17 protein-coding genes and 1 pseudogene are annotated in these 15,405 nt (G+C 35.9%); 5 read left to right on the top strand and 13 right to left on the bottom strand.

Annotation, left to right across the window (positions count from 1 at the left end):
• Nucleotides 1-561: LPXTG cell wall anchor domain-containing protein (locus RG565_RS06600; RefSeq protein WP_308937461.1), on the top strand; the 561-nt coding region annotated here is incomplete at its 5' end.
• 382 nt (nt 562-943) lie between these two features.
• Here RG565_RS06600 and RG565_RS06595 read toward each other — a convergent pair.
• The gene (locus RG565_RS06595; RefSeq protein WP_247937436.1) at nt 944-1,666 is read right to left on the bottom strand and encodes a hypothetical protein; all 723 of its coding nucleotides are present in this window, start codon (nt 1,664-1,666) and stop codon (nt 944-946) included.
• A gap of 12 nt (nt 1,667-1,678) precedes the next feature.
• A complete protein-coding gene (locus RG565_RS06590) occupies nt 1,679-2,353 on the bottom strand; it encodes a hypothetical protein (protein WP_247937437.1) in 675 nt (224 codons plus the stop codon).
• Nucleotides 2,354-2,959: 606 nt separating this feature from the next.
• On the opposite strand from RG565_RS06590, the gene RG565_RS06585 reads away from it, so the two are divergent.
• On the top strand, nt 2,960-3,691 hold the full coding sequence (locus RG565_RS06585) for a MerR family transcriptional regulator (RefSeq protein ID WP_247937458.1): 732 nt from the start codon (nt 2,960-2,962) through the stop codon (nt 3,689-3,691).
• 53 nt (nt 3,692-3,744) lie between these two features.
• Here the strand turns inward: RG565_RS06585 and RG565_RS06580 are convergent, their stop codons facing one another.
• On the bottom strand, nt 3,745-4,917 hold the full coding sequence (locus tag RG565_RS06580) for an NAD(P)/FAD-dependent oxidoreductase (protein ID WP_247937438.1): 1,173 nt from the start codon (nt 4,915-4,917) through the stop codon (nt 3,745-3,747).
• A 145-nt stretch (nt 4,918-5,062) separates the two neighbouring features.
• Between RG565_RS06580 and RG565_RS06575 the strand changes: the two genes are divergently transcribed.
• From RG565_RS06575 to RG565_RS06565, 3 genes and pseudogenes are all read left to right on the top strand, one after another.
• Nucleotides 5,063-5,557 carry a DUF536 domain-containing protein gene (locus RG565_RS06575; RefSeq protein WP_003032083.1) on the top strand — a complete coding sequence of 165 codons (495 nt, stop codon included), beginning with the start codon at nt 5,063-5,065 and terminating at the stop codon, nt 5,555-5,557.
• A gap of 48 nt (nt 5,558-5,605) precedes the next feature.
• Nucleotides 5,606-6,409: pseudogene (locus RG565_RS06570) on the top strand (YdcF family protein).
• Between the two features lie 14 nt (nt 6,410-6,423).
• Complete coding sequence (locus RG565_RS06565; RefSeq protein ID WP_247937459.1) at nt 6,424-8,181, top strand: glycerophosphoryl diester phosphodiesterase membrane domain-containing protein; 1,758 nt, start codon at nt 6,424-6,426, stop codon at nt 8,179-8,181.
• Between the two features lie 54 nt (nt 8,182-8,235).
• Here RG565_RS06565 and RG565_RS06560 read toward each other — a convergent pair whose 3' ends face one another.
• The 10 genes from RG565_RS06560 to RG565_RS06515 all read right to left on the bottom strand — a co-directional run bounded on the left by RG565_RS06560 (nt 8,236) and on the right by RG565_RS06515 (nt 15,386).
• The gene (locus RG565_RS06560; protein WP_022526525.1) at nt 8,236-8,535 is read right to left on the bottom strand and encodes a YbaB/EbfC family nucleoid-associated protein; all 300 of its coding nucleotides are present in this window, start codon (nt 8,533-8,535) and stop codon (nt 8,236-8,238) included.
• A gap of 71 nt (nt 8,536-8,606) precedes the next feature.
• Nucleotides 8,607-9,758: a site-specific integrase gene (locus tag RG565_RS06555; protein ID WP_247937439.1), complete on the bottom strand. Its 1,152-nt coding sequence runs from the start codon at nt 9,756-9,758 to the stop codon at nt 8,607-8,609.
• A gap of 1 nt (nt 9,759) precedes the next feature.
• The gene (locus RG565_RS06550; protein ID WP_084878153.1) at nt 9,760-10,008 is read right to left on the bottom strand and encodes a DUF3173 family protein; all 249 of its coding nucleotides are present in this window, start codon (nt 10,006-10,008) and stop codon (nt 9,760-9,762) included.
• Nucleotides 10,009-11,181, bottom strand: a complete 1,173-nt coding sequence (locus RG565_RS06545) for a Rep family protein (protein ID WP_247937440.1) — start codon at nt 11,179-11,181, stop codon at nt 10,009-10,011.
• Nucleotides 11,182-11,328: 147 nt separating this feature from the next.
• Entirely contained in the window at nt 11,329-11,934 is a 606-nt protein-coding gene (locus RG565_RS06540) for a hypothetical protein (protein ID WP_247937441.1), read from the bottom strand.
• Complete coding sequence (locus tag RG565_RS06535) at nt 11,931-13,028, bottom strand: cell division protein FtsK (protein WP_247937442.1); 1,098 nt, start codon at nt 13,026-13,028, stop codon at nt 11,931-11,933. Before RG565_RS06535 ends, RG565_RS06540 begins: the two co-directional genes overlap by 4 nt.
• 3 nt (nt 13,029-13,031) lie before the next feature.
• The gene (locus RG565_RS06530) at nt 13,032-13,358 is read right to left on the bottom strand and encodes a hypothetical protein (RefSeq protein WP_247937443.1); all 327 of its coding nucleotides are present in this window, start codon (nt 13,356-13,358) and stop codon (nt 13,032-13,034) included.
• 200 nt (nt 13,359-13,558) lie between these two features.
• Complete coding sequence (locus RG565_RS06525) at nt 13,559-14,518, bottom strand: hypothetical protein (protein WP_247937444.1); 960 nt, start codon at nt 14,516-14,518, stop codon at nt 13,559-13,561.
• 54 nt (nt 14,519-14,572) lie between these two features.
• Nucleotides 14,573-14,932, bottom strand: coding sequence for a DUF6287 domain-containing protein (locus RG565_RS06520; protein ID WP_247937445.1), 360 nt, complete (start codon nt 14,930-14,932; stop codon nt 14,573-14,575).
• Nucleotides 14,933-14,936: 4 nt separating this feature from the next.
• The gene (locus RG565_RS06515; protein ID WP_247937446.1) at nt 14,937-15,386 is read right to left on the bottom strand and encodes a recombinase family protein; all 450 of its coding nucleotides are present in this window, start codon (nt 15,384-15,386) and stop codon (nt 14,937-14,939) included.
• Nucleotides 15,387-15,405: the final 19 nt, after the last annotated feature.

Raw genomic sequence — 15,405 nt, 5'->3', positions numbered from 1 at the left:
TCATTAGTAGAATACAACGGTGTTCACAAATGGTATGCGAAGACAGATATTCTTCTTAAGAATGGTCAAAAGATTGCCAAGGGTACAGATTTGACGAAGTTTGTCAACCAAACTGTTGATCACAAGACAAGAACAGTTGTGTACTCATTCTCTAGCGCCTTCTTGAACAGTATTTCAGATAATAGTGAATTCCAAGCTACAGGTTATATGCAAGTGAAACAACTTGACTATGGTACTGTGAAGAATACCTTTACTGAAATCATCAATGGTGTTGAAAGAAATTCTAATACGGTAACAGTGGTAACGCCAGACAAGCCTAAGACTCCTGACAAACCACAAACACCGCCAGAAACTCCTAAGACACCTGAAAAACCGCAAACACCTCCTACACCAACACCTACTCCAGTAGTGCCAACTACTCCAAAACAACCTGTAACTCCACAAGTAACCTTGCCTTCAACAGGTGAAGTTACAAATGATGGTGCAGCATTGGTAGGATTAGCGTTTGCTGCTACAGCATTGTCAATGCTTGGCTTCAAGAAACGTAAAGAGGAAGAATAAGTCCCTAACGATGATTATCCTAACTCTTGCTAGGCAATAGTGACAAAAAGAGGTTGAGACCGAGTCTCAACCTCTTTGTTATAATATAATGTCGTTGTTGATTGTGTATTTGGATATATGATAAATAAGTCAAAAGTGCTTCGTTCTACTTCTATTTTAAAATTTAAGTCAATCCTTTTCAGATTGAAAAGAGGACAAAAGAGGCTGGGACAAAAGTCCGACCTCAAATATAAAAAGCGAACAAAACTAGTTTTCTGGTAATCAGAATTTTGCTTTGCTCGCTTTTCGTATTTAATTATAGATTTGAAGGGCTTAATAATTAAGATTTTTAAAAATTGAAATCTTTTTGTCCCAAACTCTTTAATATTATTGAACACTGTTACTATCCAAGGCTATCAATGGTTGCATTGATAATTTTAATGGATTCTTTTGTGTAATCTTTTTTTTGTTGTTGTCTTTCAGATTTTGTCATGGGACGTGGCTTTACTACTGGGTCTGGTTTTACGATAGGTTTCTGTTGTTTAACCTTCGTTTCAGCGGTAGGTGCTGGTTGGACAATTGGTTCAGGCTCAGGTTCTGGTTCTGTCTTTACATCAACAACTGCCTCTTCATCAACGGGCTGTACCTCTTCAGAAATGTCTTCTGAAGGTTGTTTTTCTCCCCATTCTTTGCGTGCATCTAGCTCTCGAATGACAAATGCTTTTCCACGATATTCTTTTGGAACAATAGTTGCGATTTGCTCGTCTGTGAAAAGTTCAGCTTCGTCAATGTCTACAACGTCCCAGACAATCTCACCATTAGAATTACGGACATAGTAGCCGTTTTCATCTTTTTGTCCAGCCAAGAAACTAGATACGCCAATGATTTCTGTAACGTTGACATAACGCATGCCGGTATCAACGTCCCAAACACCTGAGAATACAGCTTCAAACAGTGCTTTGTATTGTTCTTCTGAATCTAATGAGAAGCCATTGATTGTTTTCATGGCATTAGCACTATAAGCTCTTGATAGCACTTCAAGTTTCTTTTTGTAAGTATCAAATGATTTGTTTTTTAAGAAGCGATCTTGCTCTAGTGTTAAAACGGGTTTATCTATTTCTGACATGATTGTAGACTCCTATTCATTATTATTGATATTAAAGTTTAAGGTGATCAGCATTAGTTTTGGCTGAGTGATTTTAAATAATTTACGAGCTAGTGAAATTTTGAAAATACCGATGATATTTCCTTTTGCATCTTGCCGGAAATTTTTTCCGACAACTTCTACATTTTCTTTGTGACCGTCCTTAACTGCTTCACGGACAGCTTCTAACATCGAGTCTTTTATCTCTTCAATACTTGAATACTCACTGTAAAAAGAGACAGAATGATGTTTTTTAAAGACAGCACGGTAAATCATTTTTCTATAAATTTTTTTATAAATAATGGCAATCAAAAATGGTATGGCTAAGCAGATATCAACGACTGGATTTTTTAAATAATCAAATAGTTGATTGTCAAAGTAGCTAATGACTGCTAAGTAACCAAGCGCCGATAGGATTTTAAAGTAGTTGCTAGCGATTACGATGTCTTCGGAACTATTTGCCACTAAAAATCCAACCAATATGTAGATGAAAGAAGCAATTAAAGCTGCAATATGGATATAGTCTAGCGGTATATTGAGAATATTATATGTTAAGAGTAGGAGAGCTGTGCCGGCAACGAACACAATTCCTACAAAATAGATCAGTTCAGCTAACCACTTCAGCAAGACTAGAAAGACTAACGGTGTGTCTTTTTTCTTTTTTGACATTTTAATCCTTTCTATTCTTTGTTTATTTTTAAGGATAGCCAGACACTAACTTTCCTCATACAAGTACTCTTGTATTATTATATATATATTACCAAAATTTCACAAATAATACAATAAAATTCATATATTCTACGAGCGAAAATCCTTATTATTTCTATGTTTTCTTTCGTTTTGAGATGCAGTTGAAACAAGTGAAAGAAGAGATAGCTAACAGAGACAATAGGGACAAAAGAACTATTAACTTGCCGACTCTGTTTATGTTAGTTATCATTACAGGGGGAGTTCGGAAAAACTTTGCTGTTTTTAGTCAGTTTAGAGTTTCCCAGGCACAATGGGAGCTGGTAGTTTCACCCCCGCAAGGGTGCTCAACAGTCCCTTAGACTATTGAGGTGGTGGATAAAGAAAACAAAGTTTTCGTCAAAAGTGCTCTTTCGTATTTGAAAAGCGAATGGTGTTGAGATTTGCTTTGCAAGCAACATTAGTGATTTTTTGTACAAAGCAAGGGCGTACTTTGTGATAACTCTATTTGGGGGTAAAATATTTTTAAAAAAGTATTGACTTCAACCTAAGGGGAGGGTTTATAATGAGATTTGTAAGGAGGAAATGATGTATCAAATCAAAGAAGCTGCGCAGCTTTCAGGTGTTTCTGTCAAAACACTGCATCACTATGATAAAATAGGTTTGCTTGTGCCGCAAAAGTCTGGAAACGGGTATCGCCTTTATAGTGAAGCAGATTTAGAGCGCCTGCAAATTATTTTATTTTACAAATATCTTGGATTTTCTTTAAAGAAAATAGCAGAGCTACTAGGTCAGAAAGAGCAGGAACTATTGCCTCACTTGAACAAGCAATTGCAGTTTTTGCAGCAGGAAAGGGAACATTTGGATACCTTGATTTTCACCTTGCAAAAGACAATTCAAGCTCAAAAAGGAGAAAGAAAAATGACGACACAAGAAAAATTTGTTGGATTTACCTACGATGAGCATGCAAATTATTATCATCAAGCGGTTGAAACATACGGTAAAGAAGTAATGGACGAGTCGCGTGCACGACAAGTTGGCAAAGAAACTGAGACGACGGAAGCATTTAACAAAGTTTTTCGCAATCTAGCTAACAATATGCAAAAAGGTCTAGCTGTGGAAGCACAAGAGAATTTATCAGAAGCCGAGCAGTTATTTCAAGCAATGAATACCTATGCCTTTGATTGTTCTCTGGAAGTTTTCGCTTTTATTGGAAAAGGCTACGTGGCAAATCCTGAATTTAAGAAAAATATTGACCAATTTGGAGTTGGAACGGCCCAATATGCAGCAGATGTTATCCAAGCATACGTTCACAAGTAAAATAAACAATAGGGCAAATACTAGTGTTCTGCATGGTAGCATTTGCTCTATTTTTAGTATTCCACACTTCCAGCAACCCAGCCAGTACAGAGAGCGACTGTAATATTAAATCCACCGGTATGAGCATTGATATCCAGCACTTCGCCAGCAAAATAAAGCCCAGAAACTAGTTTGCTTTCTAAAGTCTTGGGATTGATTTCCTTAAGACTGACACCGCCTTTGGTCACAAAAGATTTGGCTAGAGACATTTTGCCGATAATAGGAATCGGTAGAGCTTTGAGCTGTTGAATGAGCTCTTCTTTTTCTTTTCCAGTCAATTGTTTGCCTTTTTCAGGGAATGGCTGCGCGAAAAAGTCTGCCAGACGTTCAGGAAGTAATTGTTTGAGGCTATTTTTGAGCGATTTTTCTCGGTTATTTTCTAAAAATGCTGCCAAATCTTCCGCAGAAAACTGTGGTAAGACATCTAAATAAATGGTTTCACCGCCTTTGAGGAAACTGGAAAGTCGCAATGCGGCTGGACCAGATAAACCAAAATGAGTAAAGAGAAGGTCGTGAGTGATGATATGTTTATCATAATGGAGGGTGACATTGGCTAATGCAATCCCCTGCAAAGCCCTATGTGGAAAGTCAGTCAAAAGTGGGCTTTCAGCAGCCTCTAGCTCAGTAACCGTATGGTTGAAATGACGCGCAATCTCATAGCCAAAGCCAGTAGAGCCAGTTGAAGGATAGGATTTACCACCTGTGGTGACAATCAATCGGTCGCTGCTCCAAATGTGCTCACTTGACTTGATGATAAAGCAATCCGCGTTTTTCTTTACAGAAACCACTTCTGTCTGTGTCTTGATTGTAGCACCCAGCTCTTTTATTTTTTGTTCCAAGGCTTCAATAATTGTAGAAGATTTGTCTGTTGTTGGGAAAACGCGCTCGTGGTCTTCCACTTTAAGTTTCACGCCATTCTCAGTGAAAAAATTCATAATGTCATGATTGTCAAACTGGGAAAAGACACTGTAGAGGAAGCGACCGTTGCCTGGTATGCCAGCTAATAAATCTTCTAAAGTGCCATTATTCGTCACATTGCAGCGTCCGCCACCTGTTCCGGCAAGTTTCTTACCTAAGCGTTTATTTTTTTCTAAGAGGAGAGTCTTTTGTCCATGAAAAGAACTGGAAATAGCAGCCATCATACCAGCAGGTCCTCCGCCTATCACAATTGTATCAAAATGGTTCATTGTACTTCTTTCTTTAAATGAATATGTCAAATTTTATTGTATCATAAATATGGTGAAATTCCTTGAAATCCGGAGCAAATTTGACAGTTAAGCCTTGATATGATAAGATTTAGGTATATATCTAGAAAAAGTTTCAGAGGAAATTATGGCAATTGAAAAGACAGTCAGCGAGCTAGCCGAGATTTTAGGGATTAGCCGTCAGGCGATGAACAATCGGGTCAAAACTCTTGCGCCCGAAGATACCGACAAGAATGAAAAAGGGGTCACCGTTGTGACGCGCAGCGGTTTGATAAAGCTGGAAGAAATTTACAAAAAGACGATTTTTGAAGATGAACCGGTCAGCGAAGATGTCAAGCAACGTGAGCTCATGGAAATTTTGGTAGATGAGAAAAATGCAGAAATTGTGCGTTTGTATGACCAGTTAAAAGCAAAAGATGCTCAATTAGCTAAAAAAGATGAGCAATTGCGCGTGAAAGATGTGCAAATTGCTGAAAAAGATAAGCAATTAGACCAGCAGCAGCAATTGACTGCTAAGGCCATGAATGAGCGTGAAACGTTGCTATTAGAATTGGACGAAGCTAAAGAAAAAGTGCAAGCACAAGAGCAGAAAGGTTTCTTTGCAAGATTGTTTGGACGATAGAGAGAATCTCGGTTGAAGAAACTGAGATTTTTTTATAGAATGAAAGGTATGGTAAAGGAAGAACTAGCAAACAATATCAATATCCTTGGCTCTTTTTGTGGGAAACGCGATTTGCCAGAATTAACACAAAAAGCTTTAGAAGATAAATATAGCCTAAAACAGGCTGATGTCATGGTGCTGTTTGGTGGGAGTATTCTAGCGGGTGGAAATATTCTAGCGCAGGCTATGTTCGCGAATATCGCAAAGATTTATGTGATTGTTGGTGGCGCGGGTCATACGACTGATACTTTGCGCCAAGTAGTCGCTAAAGAGTATCCGAAAATAGAAACACAAACTTTGTCAGAGGCAGAAATTTTCAATGCTTACTTGAAAGAAAAGTATAACTTAGCAGCTGATTATTTGGAGTGTCGCTCGACCAATTGTGGAAACAACATCACTTATTTATTGGATTTGTTGGAGCACGAAAAGATTGATTATCAGTCTATTATTTTTTGTCAGGATGCCACTATGCAGGAACGAATGGATGCAGGGCTTAGAAAGTACCTCTCTAAGGAAAAGAAAATTATCAATTTTGCTGCATATCATGCAGAAGTGACGGTGAAAGAAGAACAGTTGACTTTTAAATAGAAACTTCATGGTATGTGGGCAATGGAGCGTTACATCAGTTTGTTAATGGGAGAAATTCCACGATTAACGGACAATGCAACTGGGTACGGACCAAAAGGAAAAAACTATATTGCGCATGTGGAGATTCCGACAGAGGTCAGAATAGCTTTTGAAGCATTAAAACAAGATTATGCTGACTTAATCCGTCTAGCCAATCCTCTCTATGCTTCAGTTGATGAAAAATAAGTTAAAGGAGAATGATGAAACAACAGCGTTTAGGTTTTCAAAAACTCTATCAAAATCTTGATAAAATTCTATTTTTGTTTTTTATTATTTTTATGCTGACGGAATATGCTTGGTTGCCTTTTAATTCGTGGGCGGCAGGTACTTTGCTTCGTCAGACGGGCTATCAATTTCTATCGTATAACAATGTAGTTGGAGTGTTATCTAGTCATCCTCTAGTTACTCTGGCTTTTATCCTCTTGTTTTTAGCCAATCTGTTGGTCGCTTATGTTCAAATCACACTTCTTTTTTTAGGAGCGCACAATCTATTGACTCAAGAAAAGCGAACCCTCTTGAAATTTACCAAGAAAACCATAGCAGACAGTTTGCTCACCTTAAAGCAGGCACGTCCTAGTAAAATCTTGTTTGTCTTGCTCTACATCGCTCTGCTCTTTCCTTTTCTCCGAAAAATCCTCAAAATTTACTATCTAAACAAAATTTTAGTTCCAAATTTTATCTTAACTTATTTGAAAGAGACGTATTTTTGGGGTGCTGTCGTCCTGACCCTGCTTGTATGGCTGATGTTATTGATTGCGGTCAAGCTGATGTTTGCCTTGCCAAAAATCTTTTTTGAAAATTCTTCCGTAAGAGAAGCGGTGCAGTTCAGCTTAGAAAAAACTAAGAAACGAACTTTCTTTTATTCTTGGCAGTTGTTTTGGATTGTGACCAAGACTTTTCTCTTCTTTTTTGGAATGGCTCTGCCTCTCTTTCTTTTACAGCATGTTTCAGACGGTCATTCCAATCAAGTGGCAACGATTGCTGGTGTGATGAATTATGTGTTGCTGAAAAATGCTCACTATCTGATGTTGAGCTACTTCTTGATTAAATTTGTTTCTTTTCTAACTGAGCAAGGCTTGGCGGATTGTCCGCGGCGGAAGTTCGATCGCGTTTTGCGCTGGCTTGTGATTTCCATTGCTTCTATATTCTTTGCTGTAGAAGGTTATATGTATCTCATTTTTCCATTGGAAACTGTTCCTGTTACGATTTCTCACCGAGGAGTGTCGCAGAAAAATGGTGTACAAAATACGATTCAGTCATTGGAAAAGACAGCTTTGCTGAAGCCGGATTATATTGAAATGGATGTGCAAGAGACAAAAGATGGTCAATTTGTCATGATGCACGATGCTAATCTTTTAAATTTGGCGGGTGTCAATGCAAGCCCACAGGATTTGACCTTGGCAGAACTAACTGATTTAGATGTTTCAGAAAATGGCTATCGGACAAGAATTTCCAGTTTTGATGCGTATCTCAAACGTGCCAACGAATTGGGACAGCGGCTGCTCATTGAAATCAAAACCAGCAAAAAAGATTCTTCGGATATGATGGAGCGCTTCTTGAAAAAATATGGCCCAACGATTAAAAAGTACGGGCATCAAATGCATTCATTGGACTATCGCGTGATTGAAAAGGTTGTGAAATACGATGCCAGCATTAAAAGCTTTTTTATCTTGCCTTATAATACAATCTTCCCACGAACCAAAGCTAGCGGTTATACTATGGAATATTCCACACTGGATGAAAACTTTGTTTCTAAGTTGTGGCAAGCCGATAAATTGCTCTATGATTGGACGGTCAACGATGTAAACAGCATTGCAAAATCTTTCCGCTTGAATGTTGACGGTATCATAACGGACGATGTTCAACTGGTGCAAAGTTCCATTAAAGAGTTGAAAGACAATCCAAAATATACAGACTTACTCCTCAATAAAGCCTTTGATTTCTTTAATTTTACATAAAATAGCCCCCTCTTAGCAATGAACTAGGAGGGGGTAAGTTTTTTGAGATTTGTTTTAAAACGGCATTTTGCCTGCAAAGGCACCTAATTTTTTCTTAGTTGCGGCATCAATTTCTGCGAGGGCAGCGTTGATAGCTTGGGTTGTCATGTCAGATAAAGTTTCTAAGTCTTCTGGGTCGACAACAGCTTCTTGGAAGTCGATTTTGACGACTTTTTTATCACCTGTAAGAGTTGCGACCACGAGGTCTTGGGCAGATTTGCCAACAAATTCTGTCGCCGCAAGCTCGGCTTGCCCTTTTTCCATTTGTTTTTGTAATTTTTGTGCTTGTTTCATCATTGATTGCATGTTCATCATAATATTTTCTAGATTCCTTTCGTATCAAGACTTTGAGCCCTGTTTAATAAATTTTTTTGCCATTTTTTGCCCTAAAAATTGTCAAAAGCATTGGCGACTTCTTTTTGTTGAGTTGGGAATAGGTGCGAGTAGATGTTGATAGTTGTATTAATACTACTGTGTCCAAGTCGTTTCATAAGTGTAAAAAATATATAATCTTTTCCCTCACCGTTTCTGAGTCCTTTTGAAACTAGAAACGCTGCATGTGAGTGTCGGAAATCGTGATTACGAATCATTTTTAATGATGCAGGCATTCTTTTTTTCAATTTAATCTTTTGATTAGAAACCATTGGAGCAGTCAGTTGCAAAGGACTGTCTTGAAAGATTTGTAAGTTATCTGTATTGTCCGTAAACTCTAGTAATAGATGAGCTTGTTTTTCTTTCCATTCCGTTAGTTCTTGAACGAATGCCTTATGAATGTAAATTCGACGATTGGATTGGGTAGTTTTTACTGTTCCGATGTGGACCTTGTTATTACGAAAGTAAGCAGAATACTTAATATCGATATATCCCTCCGATAAATTAATCTGTTTCCAAGTTAAGGCCAATGCTTCGCCGACACGAACACCAGTAAACATAAGTACTCGATAAAATAGCTGAAACATGTATTCATCTTCTGTGAACAGAGAATCAAATAGCTTGAATTCTTCCGGAGTGAAATAAGACATCTCCTTGTGTTTATCAGGTAGTTTCCTTAGTCCGTTGCATGGATTATCTTGTCTAAGACGATTAGCAACAGCAACATCAAACATTTTATGCAGAAAAATCATTTGCTGATTAACAGTCGTGCTTGATAGTGTTCCACCTTTGACACTTGGTTGTTTTACCAACCAATCTCTAAATTTTTTTACTTCATGGATAGTAATGGCAGACATATCTGCATGCTCAAAAAACTTAGAGACATATTGGTTATAGTATGATATCTGTGTATCAATGGTGCCACGTTTATTTCCACGGAGTTCATCTTCTTGTTGAACTAAAGAGTAAAGGTGAGAGACAGATACTTTATCTTTAATCTGAACTTGGTGAAGTTTGTTTAAGCGATAATCTGCCTCATATTGAACCGCTTCTTTACGAGTGGTAAATCCTGACTTTCTATGTCGTTTGATTTCACCAGTCAATGGGTCTATACCATCGGTAATATCTACTTTCCATTTTCCCTTGTATCCTTTGATAACTGACATATTATTTTCCTCTTTCTATGTCAGTAGCTAAGAGTACAGTATCTATTATATCATGTTTTGAGATTATTTTGAATCCAAGAATTTCTTCGGCAATAGTCTTTGGTATTCTTCCAATCCTTTTGTTTTTATAAAGTTTGAAACCTCTTTCGACAAGTAATTTTTTACCCTCTCGTATAACACGGCGAGCTGTGCCTTCTGGATATCCTTGATTTGCGATATCTATGTAGGTAACTGTCTGAATCTCTTGCATTTATTCATTCCTTTCCTTTTTCTTATTCAATTCTAAAAATAACTGGTACGACTTATCTTGAATAGTTTCTTCTGTATCAGTTTGATTTTTAAATGGGTTTGGTAATTTATTACCATGGTCTATATAAAACATCTGATCTATTGGTTCGTACTTGTAAAATTGCAGATGTTCTTTTTTTACTTCGATTACCAAAGATAATCTTCGCATTAGCTGTCCCCAAGAATCGATATGACTTGTTTTTCTTTTCTTAGTTAATTCTAAAAAGAAATCGTAGGGAGAGTAGGGGCTAGTGACGATATAAATATTTCCTAGTAACGGCTTATCAAAATAACGACTACTTGCCATAGCTTTAACATTATAGGGGTCAAACATTTTGAGTAAGTCTGAATAGTCAAATTGATGAGGGCGTAATTCGTCTAAGATAATCACGTGTTCTAAATTGTATTGTTGAAAAGGGTCACGGATTGAGCCCGTAATAAAATAGTTATGGTCATATTGTTCTGCATATTGACGTGCTAGACGAGTCTTCCCTGTTCCTGCTTTTCCAAAAAGCCAAATAATCGTAACAATTTCATCCTTGTTAATCATTTCTTGTCGCCATAGTTCAGCTTGTGTTTCTAGTCGTTTTAGGTAGACGGTTTCTATTTTTTGCCTTGCTTTGGCATATTGTGAACCAGTAAGTCGTTGTTCAATTTCTGATTTTGTAATATCACCTGTATAGAGTAGATCCAGTAGATTATCTATAATCATAGTGTCATTTATTTCATATCGTCTGGTTACATTTTTTTCGATAGTGTCTAATAGGAGTAAATAGTCAAAATTAGCAATAACTTCCTTGGGAGAATATTGGTATTTATCTTGATTGGACTCCGTATGATGAACGAGATATGAATAAGCATTATTAACAGAACCTCTCCATTGCTCAAAGCACTGTATTGGTTGTTTAGTCAACTTAGCAAGATTATTTAAACTTCTAGCACTTTCAAACTGTAGAACAAGGTGTATATGTGGTGTGACAAGGTTTCCATCTTGCCCAATATCCTTATCATGCAAAATTCCCGCAAAACGAATCGGTTTCAGAGTATTCGTCATATACTCGATGATATCTTGTAAATTTGAAGATTGGAAATAGTCAATCTGTTGGACAAACATAATGTTTCTAGCTTTTACCATTTTGAACTCCTCTTTTTTTGGAACAATGGAACAAAATTCTACTGCTTCAATAACGAGCCCTGAAGCAGTATAATAAAGCTCCCAAATGAATTGAAACAAAACCAGCTCGGAGCTCTTGCCTTATGGCAAGCTCCGATGGTATTTTAATCAATTATGCTTTTTCTCCCCTCGTATTATATGATTGGGTGAAGTACTATCTAAGGGCGAGAATATATATAGTTCACGATAGACTCTCATCAGATAGTTGCACAAAAAATCTAATTTATGTTGTAAAATTATATCGATATCTGAGCTCTCTGCTGGTGGTATAATAACATAAATATATTCATGAGTTAAAATACATCTGATAGATTGAACAATAGATTTGTACTCTTTTACAACCTCACTATCACTTTCGCTGGCTTTAATTTGCATTCTTTTTCGTACTATCCTTAATAGATTTAATGTTCGAATAAAGTTGAAAAACTTATCTTCTTTTATCCATACGATACAAAGAAGAATATGAGCTAAAAGATAGATGATAAGGACGATAGTCATTGCTTGAAGTAGCATAGATTGTGCTATTTGAAAATTATCTAAAATTTGTCTCCAAGCGTCCCAGGAGATAATAGCGCTAACTTGGTTAATAAACCATATACCTACTAGAGCTAAACTCCACAGAAAGCTCAAGAGTAACTCTAAAGGCAGTAAGTAGTAGAGTTTATCGGTAATGACAGTGCTATTTCTCATAATACAATTTTTTATGTTTTTCATAAATTTTCTCCTTTAAAGGTTGGTACGAGCAATGGCATAACATTAGGTGGTGTTATACCGTCAATTATTTGAACAATACCAGTTCCTTTTCCGTTAGGAATGACGATTCCTGTTTCTGAATCTAGGTCTGGAAATAAAAACGTTGTCGTTTTTCTGTTGATTAAGCCAAGCTGAATCAAGAGATTACATTGCTCTCTAACTGCAATTGGTAAAGCGGTAGTATCCATACGTTGACTGACTAAGATCAGATGAACGGAGGTTGCCCTTCCCAATAATGCAATATTAGACAAAAGCGCAAAGAAAGTATCTTTGATGTTTTTTGAGGTCAAAGATGTTAAAGCAAGCAATTCATCAATCACAAGACAACGATGTTGAAATTTTCTAGAAGGGTTTTTAAGAAGCTCTAATTGTCTTTGATAGATAGCATCTAGCTCTACTTTTAGCAAGGTGTTCACCTTGGAAACAAATTCATCAGCTGAGAAGTCTTTCTCTTGATAAAGAACTTGTATGTTCTGTTTTAAGCAGTAACGAGAGATAGAATCGCATTTAGGGTCTACAACTGTTACATGTGCAAATTGATTAATAACAGAGATTAGATAGGTCAAAGCGTAGCTTTTTCCAGAACCAGAAGAACCAGCAATCAAACAATGAACGATGCGATTAAAATCAATTCGATAGTTTTTCATGAGTTCAAAACTTTCGTTTTGAACGCTGATATCAGATAGCTTTTGATACGTCAACCTTTCAGGTATTCCCTTAAAGAATGGAAATCGAAAAGCACGACTAGTGTTAATGCTTGCACTATCACGTTTGACAATATAAGCCGAAGGCTGTTTAAGAAATGTCAACATAGGATAGGTGCTTGTAGATAAAATTTGAAAAATCTGTTGGTATAGAGTATTATCCAAAATGTACGCACAAGGAAAACGAGGAACAAAATCTAGATAATTATCACCATAGATGAACTGGAAGGAATTAGTAGTTGAAGAAATAGAGCTGTTTCCCAACCCTATTTCTACACACTGAACTAGATATTCAGTATCAACTACAAACTCCAGTTTATTTTCTGGTTGAATAAACGAAGGAAATGCCATTGGTTATTTACCTCCTTTGTTTAATACGGTTATAGAGTTAGCTCGGAAATAGATGTTTCCTCTGACATTGCAGGCCTCTGCACCATGCAATTCGACCTCGTCAAATTGTTCAATTGTTTGTTGAGCTGAGAATTTAACCTCAAAAGGCTGTTCTCCTTTAATGACGAACCAATAACGATACGAATCAATTTCGTCTGTCGGTTTATTATCAATGTACTTCATTCGAATATTCGGTTCGGGTGATAATACAATTGCATTTTTTTCGTTTCCGAAAATTTCTTGAAATAGTTGGCTAGAATAGCCAGATTTTGATTTAAATTTAAAAACCATAATTTTTCCTCAATCGATTAACTAGTATTTCGATTTTTCATTTTTCAATATTTAAAGAGATCATTAGCTATTTGATTTTCTCTATAGTTTAATGGTATCAATTTTCAATAAAAAAAAGTTTCCCTTTTAGAAGTAGGTAGCGCACCAAAAAAAGGAAAGATTGAAATAAAAAAAACTAGGGGATGCCCCTAGTATGATATTTAATCAATGTCGTCTAAAATTGAGTAGTCGAAATCAGTTTTATAGAGTGATTTGCGATAATCTATAAGTTTCTTTTCTAACATATATAAACTCATAAAATTGATTCCCTCTTTCCCTTCTTTGGTAATAGTTGTCTCTAAAACTTTAATAAATTCATCTGAGGTAAACTGGTCGATAAAAAATTTATCTTTAAACTTTAGCATAAATTTATCTTCATTAAAAATTAGATTTGAAATTTTAGGACCAATTATGTTATTGAAGTAATCCAATAGAAGTTCTTGATTATCTGTAATAAATGTATTAAAAGTATTACAGAAAAGTATGAAAAAATCGATATCATCCTGTAATTTCATGGGTTTTAATAGTATTGAATTAATAATTTTAGATGTATCTTTTCCCTGTAGTAAATTGAGGATAATGTTACTATATTCTTTTAATACATTGTGTTCTTCGTATATTTTTTTGAAATATAATTGTGAAAATTTAGCATCTTGTAATAGTGAATAAAAAAGAAGCTCGGCTATTTTCTTTATTTTTGGAGCTTGAGTTATTGAAATAACCCAGTATTCTAGTGTACTATTGGATAATTTTTGAAATTTGGCATTTTCGTGGATTTCTTCAAGTTCTTGCTGGTTAAAGAGTAATCCATTTGCAATTAAATTGTATAATAAAATTCGTATAAAATAGAGTTTATCATTGTCGTCTCCAAATACAATGTATTCAAAGCTATCATCCATGATTTTATTTGCTATATCATTTAAATTATTTTTAGATAATGACTGCTTTTTTCCATTTAGAATTTTAGATAGAGCAGACCGAGTCAGGATGATATCATTTTTCTCATCGTTATTATATAATTGGATTTTTCTGATAGCATCTTCATTTTTGAGATTATTATTATCAAGGTATAATTGTAATCTTCGTCCAATATTTTTGTTTAAAAATGATCTGATATCCATGATTTCCTCCTTGTTTAAAAGAACCGCCTATAAGCGGTTCAGTAGTTTATTTGATTATTTAACCTTATAAAAAAATCCTGAGCTATTTCCGTCTATAAGTTGTTGTCCTGTCCGTAGTCGTTCTTGGCTAATATCGGACGGGTCCTTATATCCGTTTTCGGGTGAAGAAGTGATAGACATTGTCAAAGGAGTTCCTACAGGTAAAAATGCAATAGCAGGACCGCCAGCTCCTCCATTTTTAGGAAGTAAAGTTGCCTTAAGGTAGTGGTCAATTTCTTTAAAATATTCAATTGAAACTTGCGAATTATCACTAACAAGTCCATGTTCATCAAATACAAGTTCTACACCAGCACTATTACACCATGTACCAAAGATGCTTGAAAAATCACCGTTTTGGATAGCTGATAAATTCATTCCTTTAATTTCTTGTGAAGGTGTTGTTTCTCCTGATATAGGATTTGCTACAGATTTCCAAGAAAATGCATCTTGGTTGAGAATATTTTTCTCTTACCTCGTTATATAAACTATAATCCATTTTCTTCATTTCTGAAGAGGAGCTGGAGGATTCTGTACTAGTAGAAGTGGAAAATCTAAAACGCTGATATGCACTTTTTGTCTTGGTGAGGAACTGCCATTGTTCTAAAATATCATCGTAGTTCCGTCCGAGTCTATCAATTGATTTAATGACTATCTCATCATCTGCTTGTAGAACTGTTGGCAATTTTTTGGTATTCCGTTCTATCAAAATCTTTTCAGAAGCTCTATCTATAAAAATTTGATTTTGAAGGATATTTTCTAATGCTAAAGCAGACATTTGTCTATAGATATTTTGCTCCTTAGTGGATACTCGTACATAACCATAACGCATAAAGCTACCACCTATCATT

It is taken from the genome of Streptococcus sp. IsoGale021, from assembly GCF_031142795.1.
GTDB lineage: Bacteria > Bacillota > Bacilli > Lactobacillales > Streptococcaceae > Streptococcus > Streptococcus hominis.
The sequence above is the reverse complement of the archived record's forward strand: the minus strand, read 5'-3'. Positions and strand labels throughout refer to the sequence as shown.

What these genes read in the sequence shown, in the direction of transcription:
- RG565_RS06545 (WP_247937440.1), bottom strand. Translation starts at nt 11,181, where the DNA reads ATGGTAAAAGCTAGAAACATTATGTTTGTCCAACAGATTGACTATTTC.
- RG565_RS06550 (WP_084878153.1), bottom strand. Translation starts at nt 10,008, where the DNA reads ATGCAAGAGATTCAGACAGTTACCTACATAGATATCGCAAATCAAGGA.
- RG565_RS06590 (WP_247937437.1), bottom strand. Translation starts at nt 2,353, where the DNA reads ATGTCAAAAAAGAAAAAAGACACACCGTTAGTCTTTCTAGTCTTGCTG.
- RG565_RS06535 (WP_247937442.1), bottom strand. Translation starts at nt 13,028, where the DNA reads ATGGCATTTCCTTCGTTTATTCAACCAGAAAATAAACTGGAGTTTGTA.
- RG565_RS06530 (WP_247937443.1), bottom strand. Translation starts at nt 13,358, where the DNA reads ATGGTTTTTAAATTTAAATCAAAATCTGGCTATTCTAGCCAACTATTT.
- RG565_RS06565 (WP_247937459.1), top strand. Translation starts at nt 6,424, where the DNA reads ATGAAACAACAGCGTTTAGGTTTTCAAAAACTCTATCAAAATCTTGAT.
- RG565_RS06525 (WP_247937444.1), bottom strand. Translation starts at nt 14,518, where the DNA reads ATGGATATCAGATCATTTTTAAACAAAAATATTGGACGAAGATTACAA.
- RG565_RS06555 (WP_247937439.1), bottom strand. Translation starts at nt 9,758, where the DNA reads ATGTCAGTTATCAAAGGATACAAGGGAAAATGGAAAGTAGATATTACC.
- RG565_RS06540 (WP_247937441.1), bottom strand. Translation starts at nt 11,934, where the DNA reads ATGAAAAACATAAAAAATTGTATTATGAGAAATAGCACTGTCATTACC.
- RG565_RS06515 (WP_247937446.1), bottom strand. Translation starts at nt 15,386, where the DNA reads ATGCGTTATGGTTATGTACGAGTATCCACTAAGGAGCAAAATATCTAT.
- RG565_RS06595 (WP_247937436.1), bottom strand. Translation starts at nt 1,666, where the DNA reads ATGTCAGAAATAGATAAACCCGTTTTAACACTAGAGCAAGATCGCTTC.
- RG565_RS06520 (WP_247937445.1), bottom strand. Translation starts at nt 14,932, where the DNA reads ATGAATTTATCAGCTATCCAAAACGGTGATTTTTCAAGCATCTTTGGT.
- RG565_RS06575 (WP_003032083.1), top strand. Translation starts at nt 5,063, where the DNA reads ATGGCAATTGAAAAGACAGTCAGCGAGCTAGCCGAGATTTTAGGGATT.
- RG565_RS06585 (WP_247937458.1), top strand. Translation starts at nt 2,960, where the DNA reads ATGTATCAAATCAAAGAAGCTGCGCAGCTTTCAGGTGTTTCTGTCAAA.
- RG565_RS06580 (WP_247937438.1), bottom strand. Translation starts at nt 4,917, where the DNA reads ATGAACCATTTTGATACAATTGTGATAGGCGGAGGACCTGCTGGTATG.
- RG565_RS06560 (WP_022526525.1), bottom strand. Translation starts at nt 8,535, where the DNA reads ATGATGAACATGCAATCAATGATGAAACAAGCACAAAAATTACAAAAA.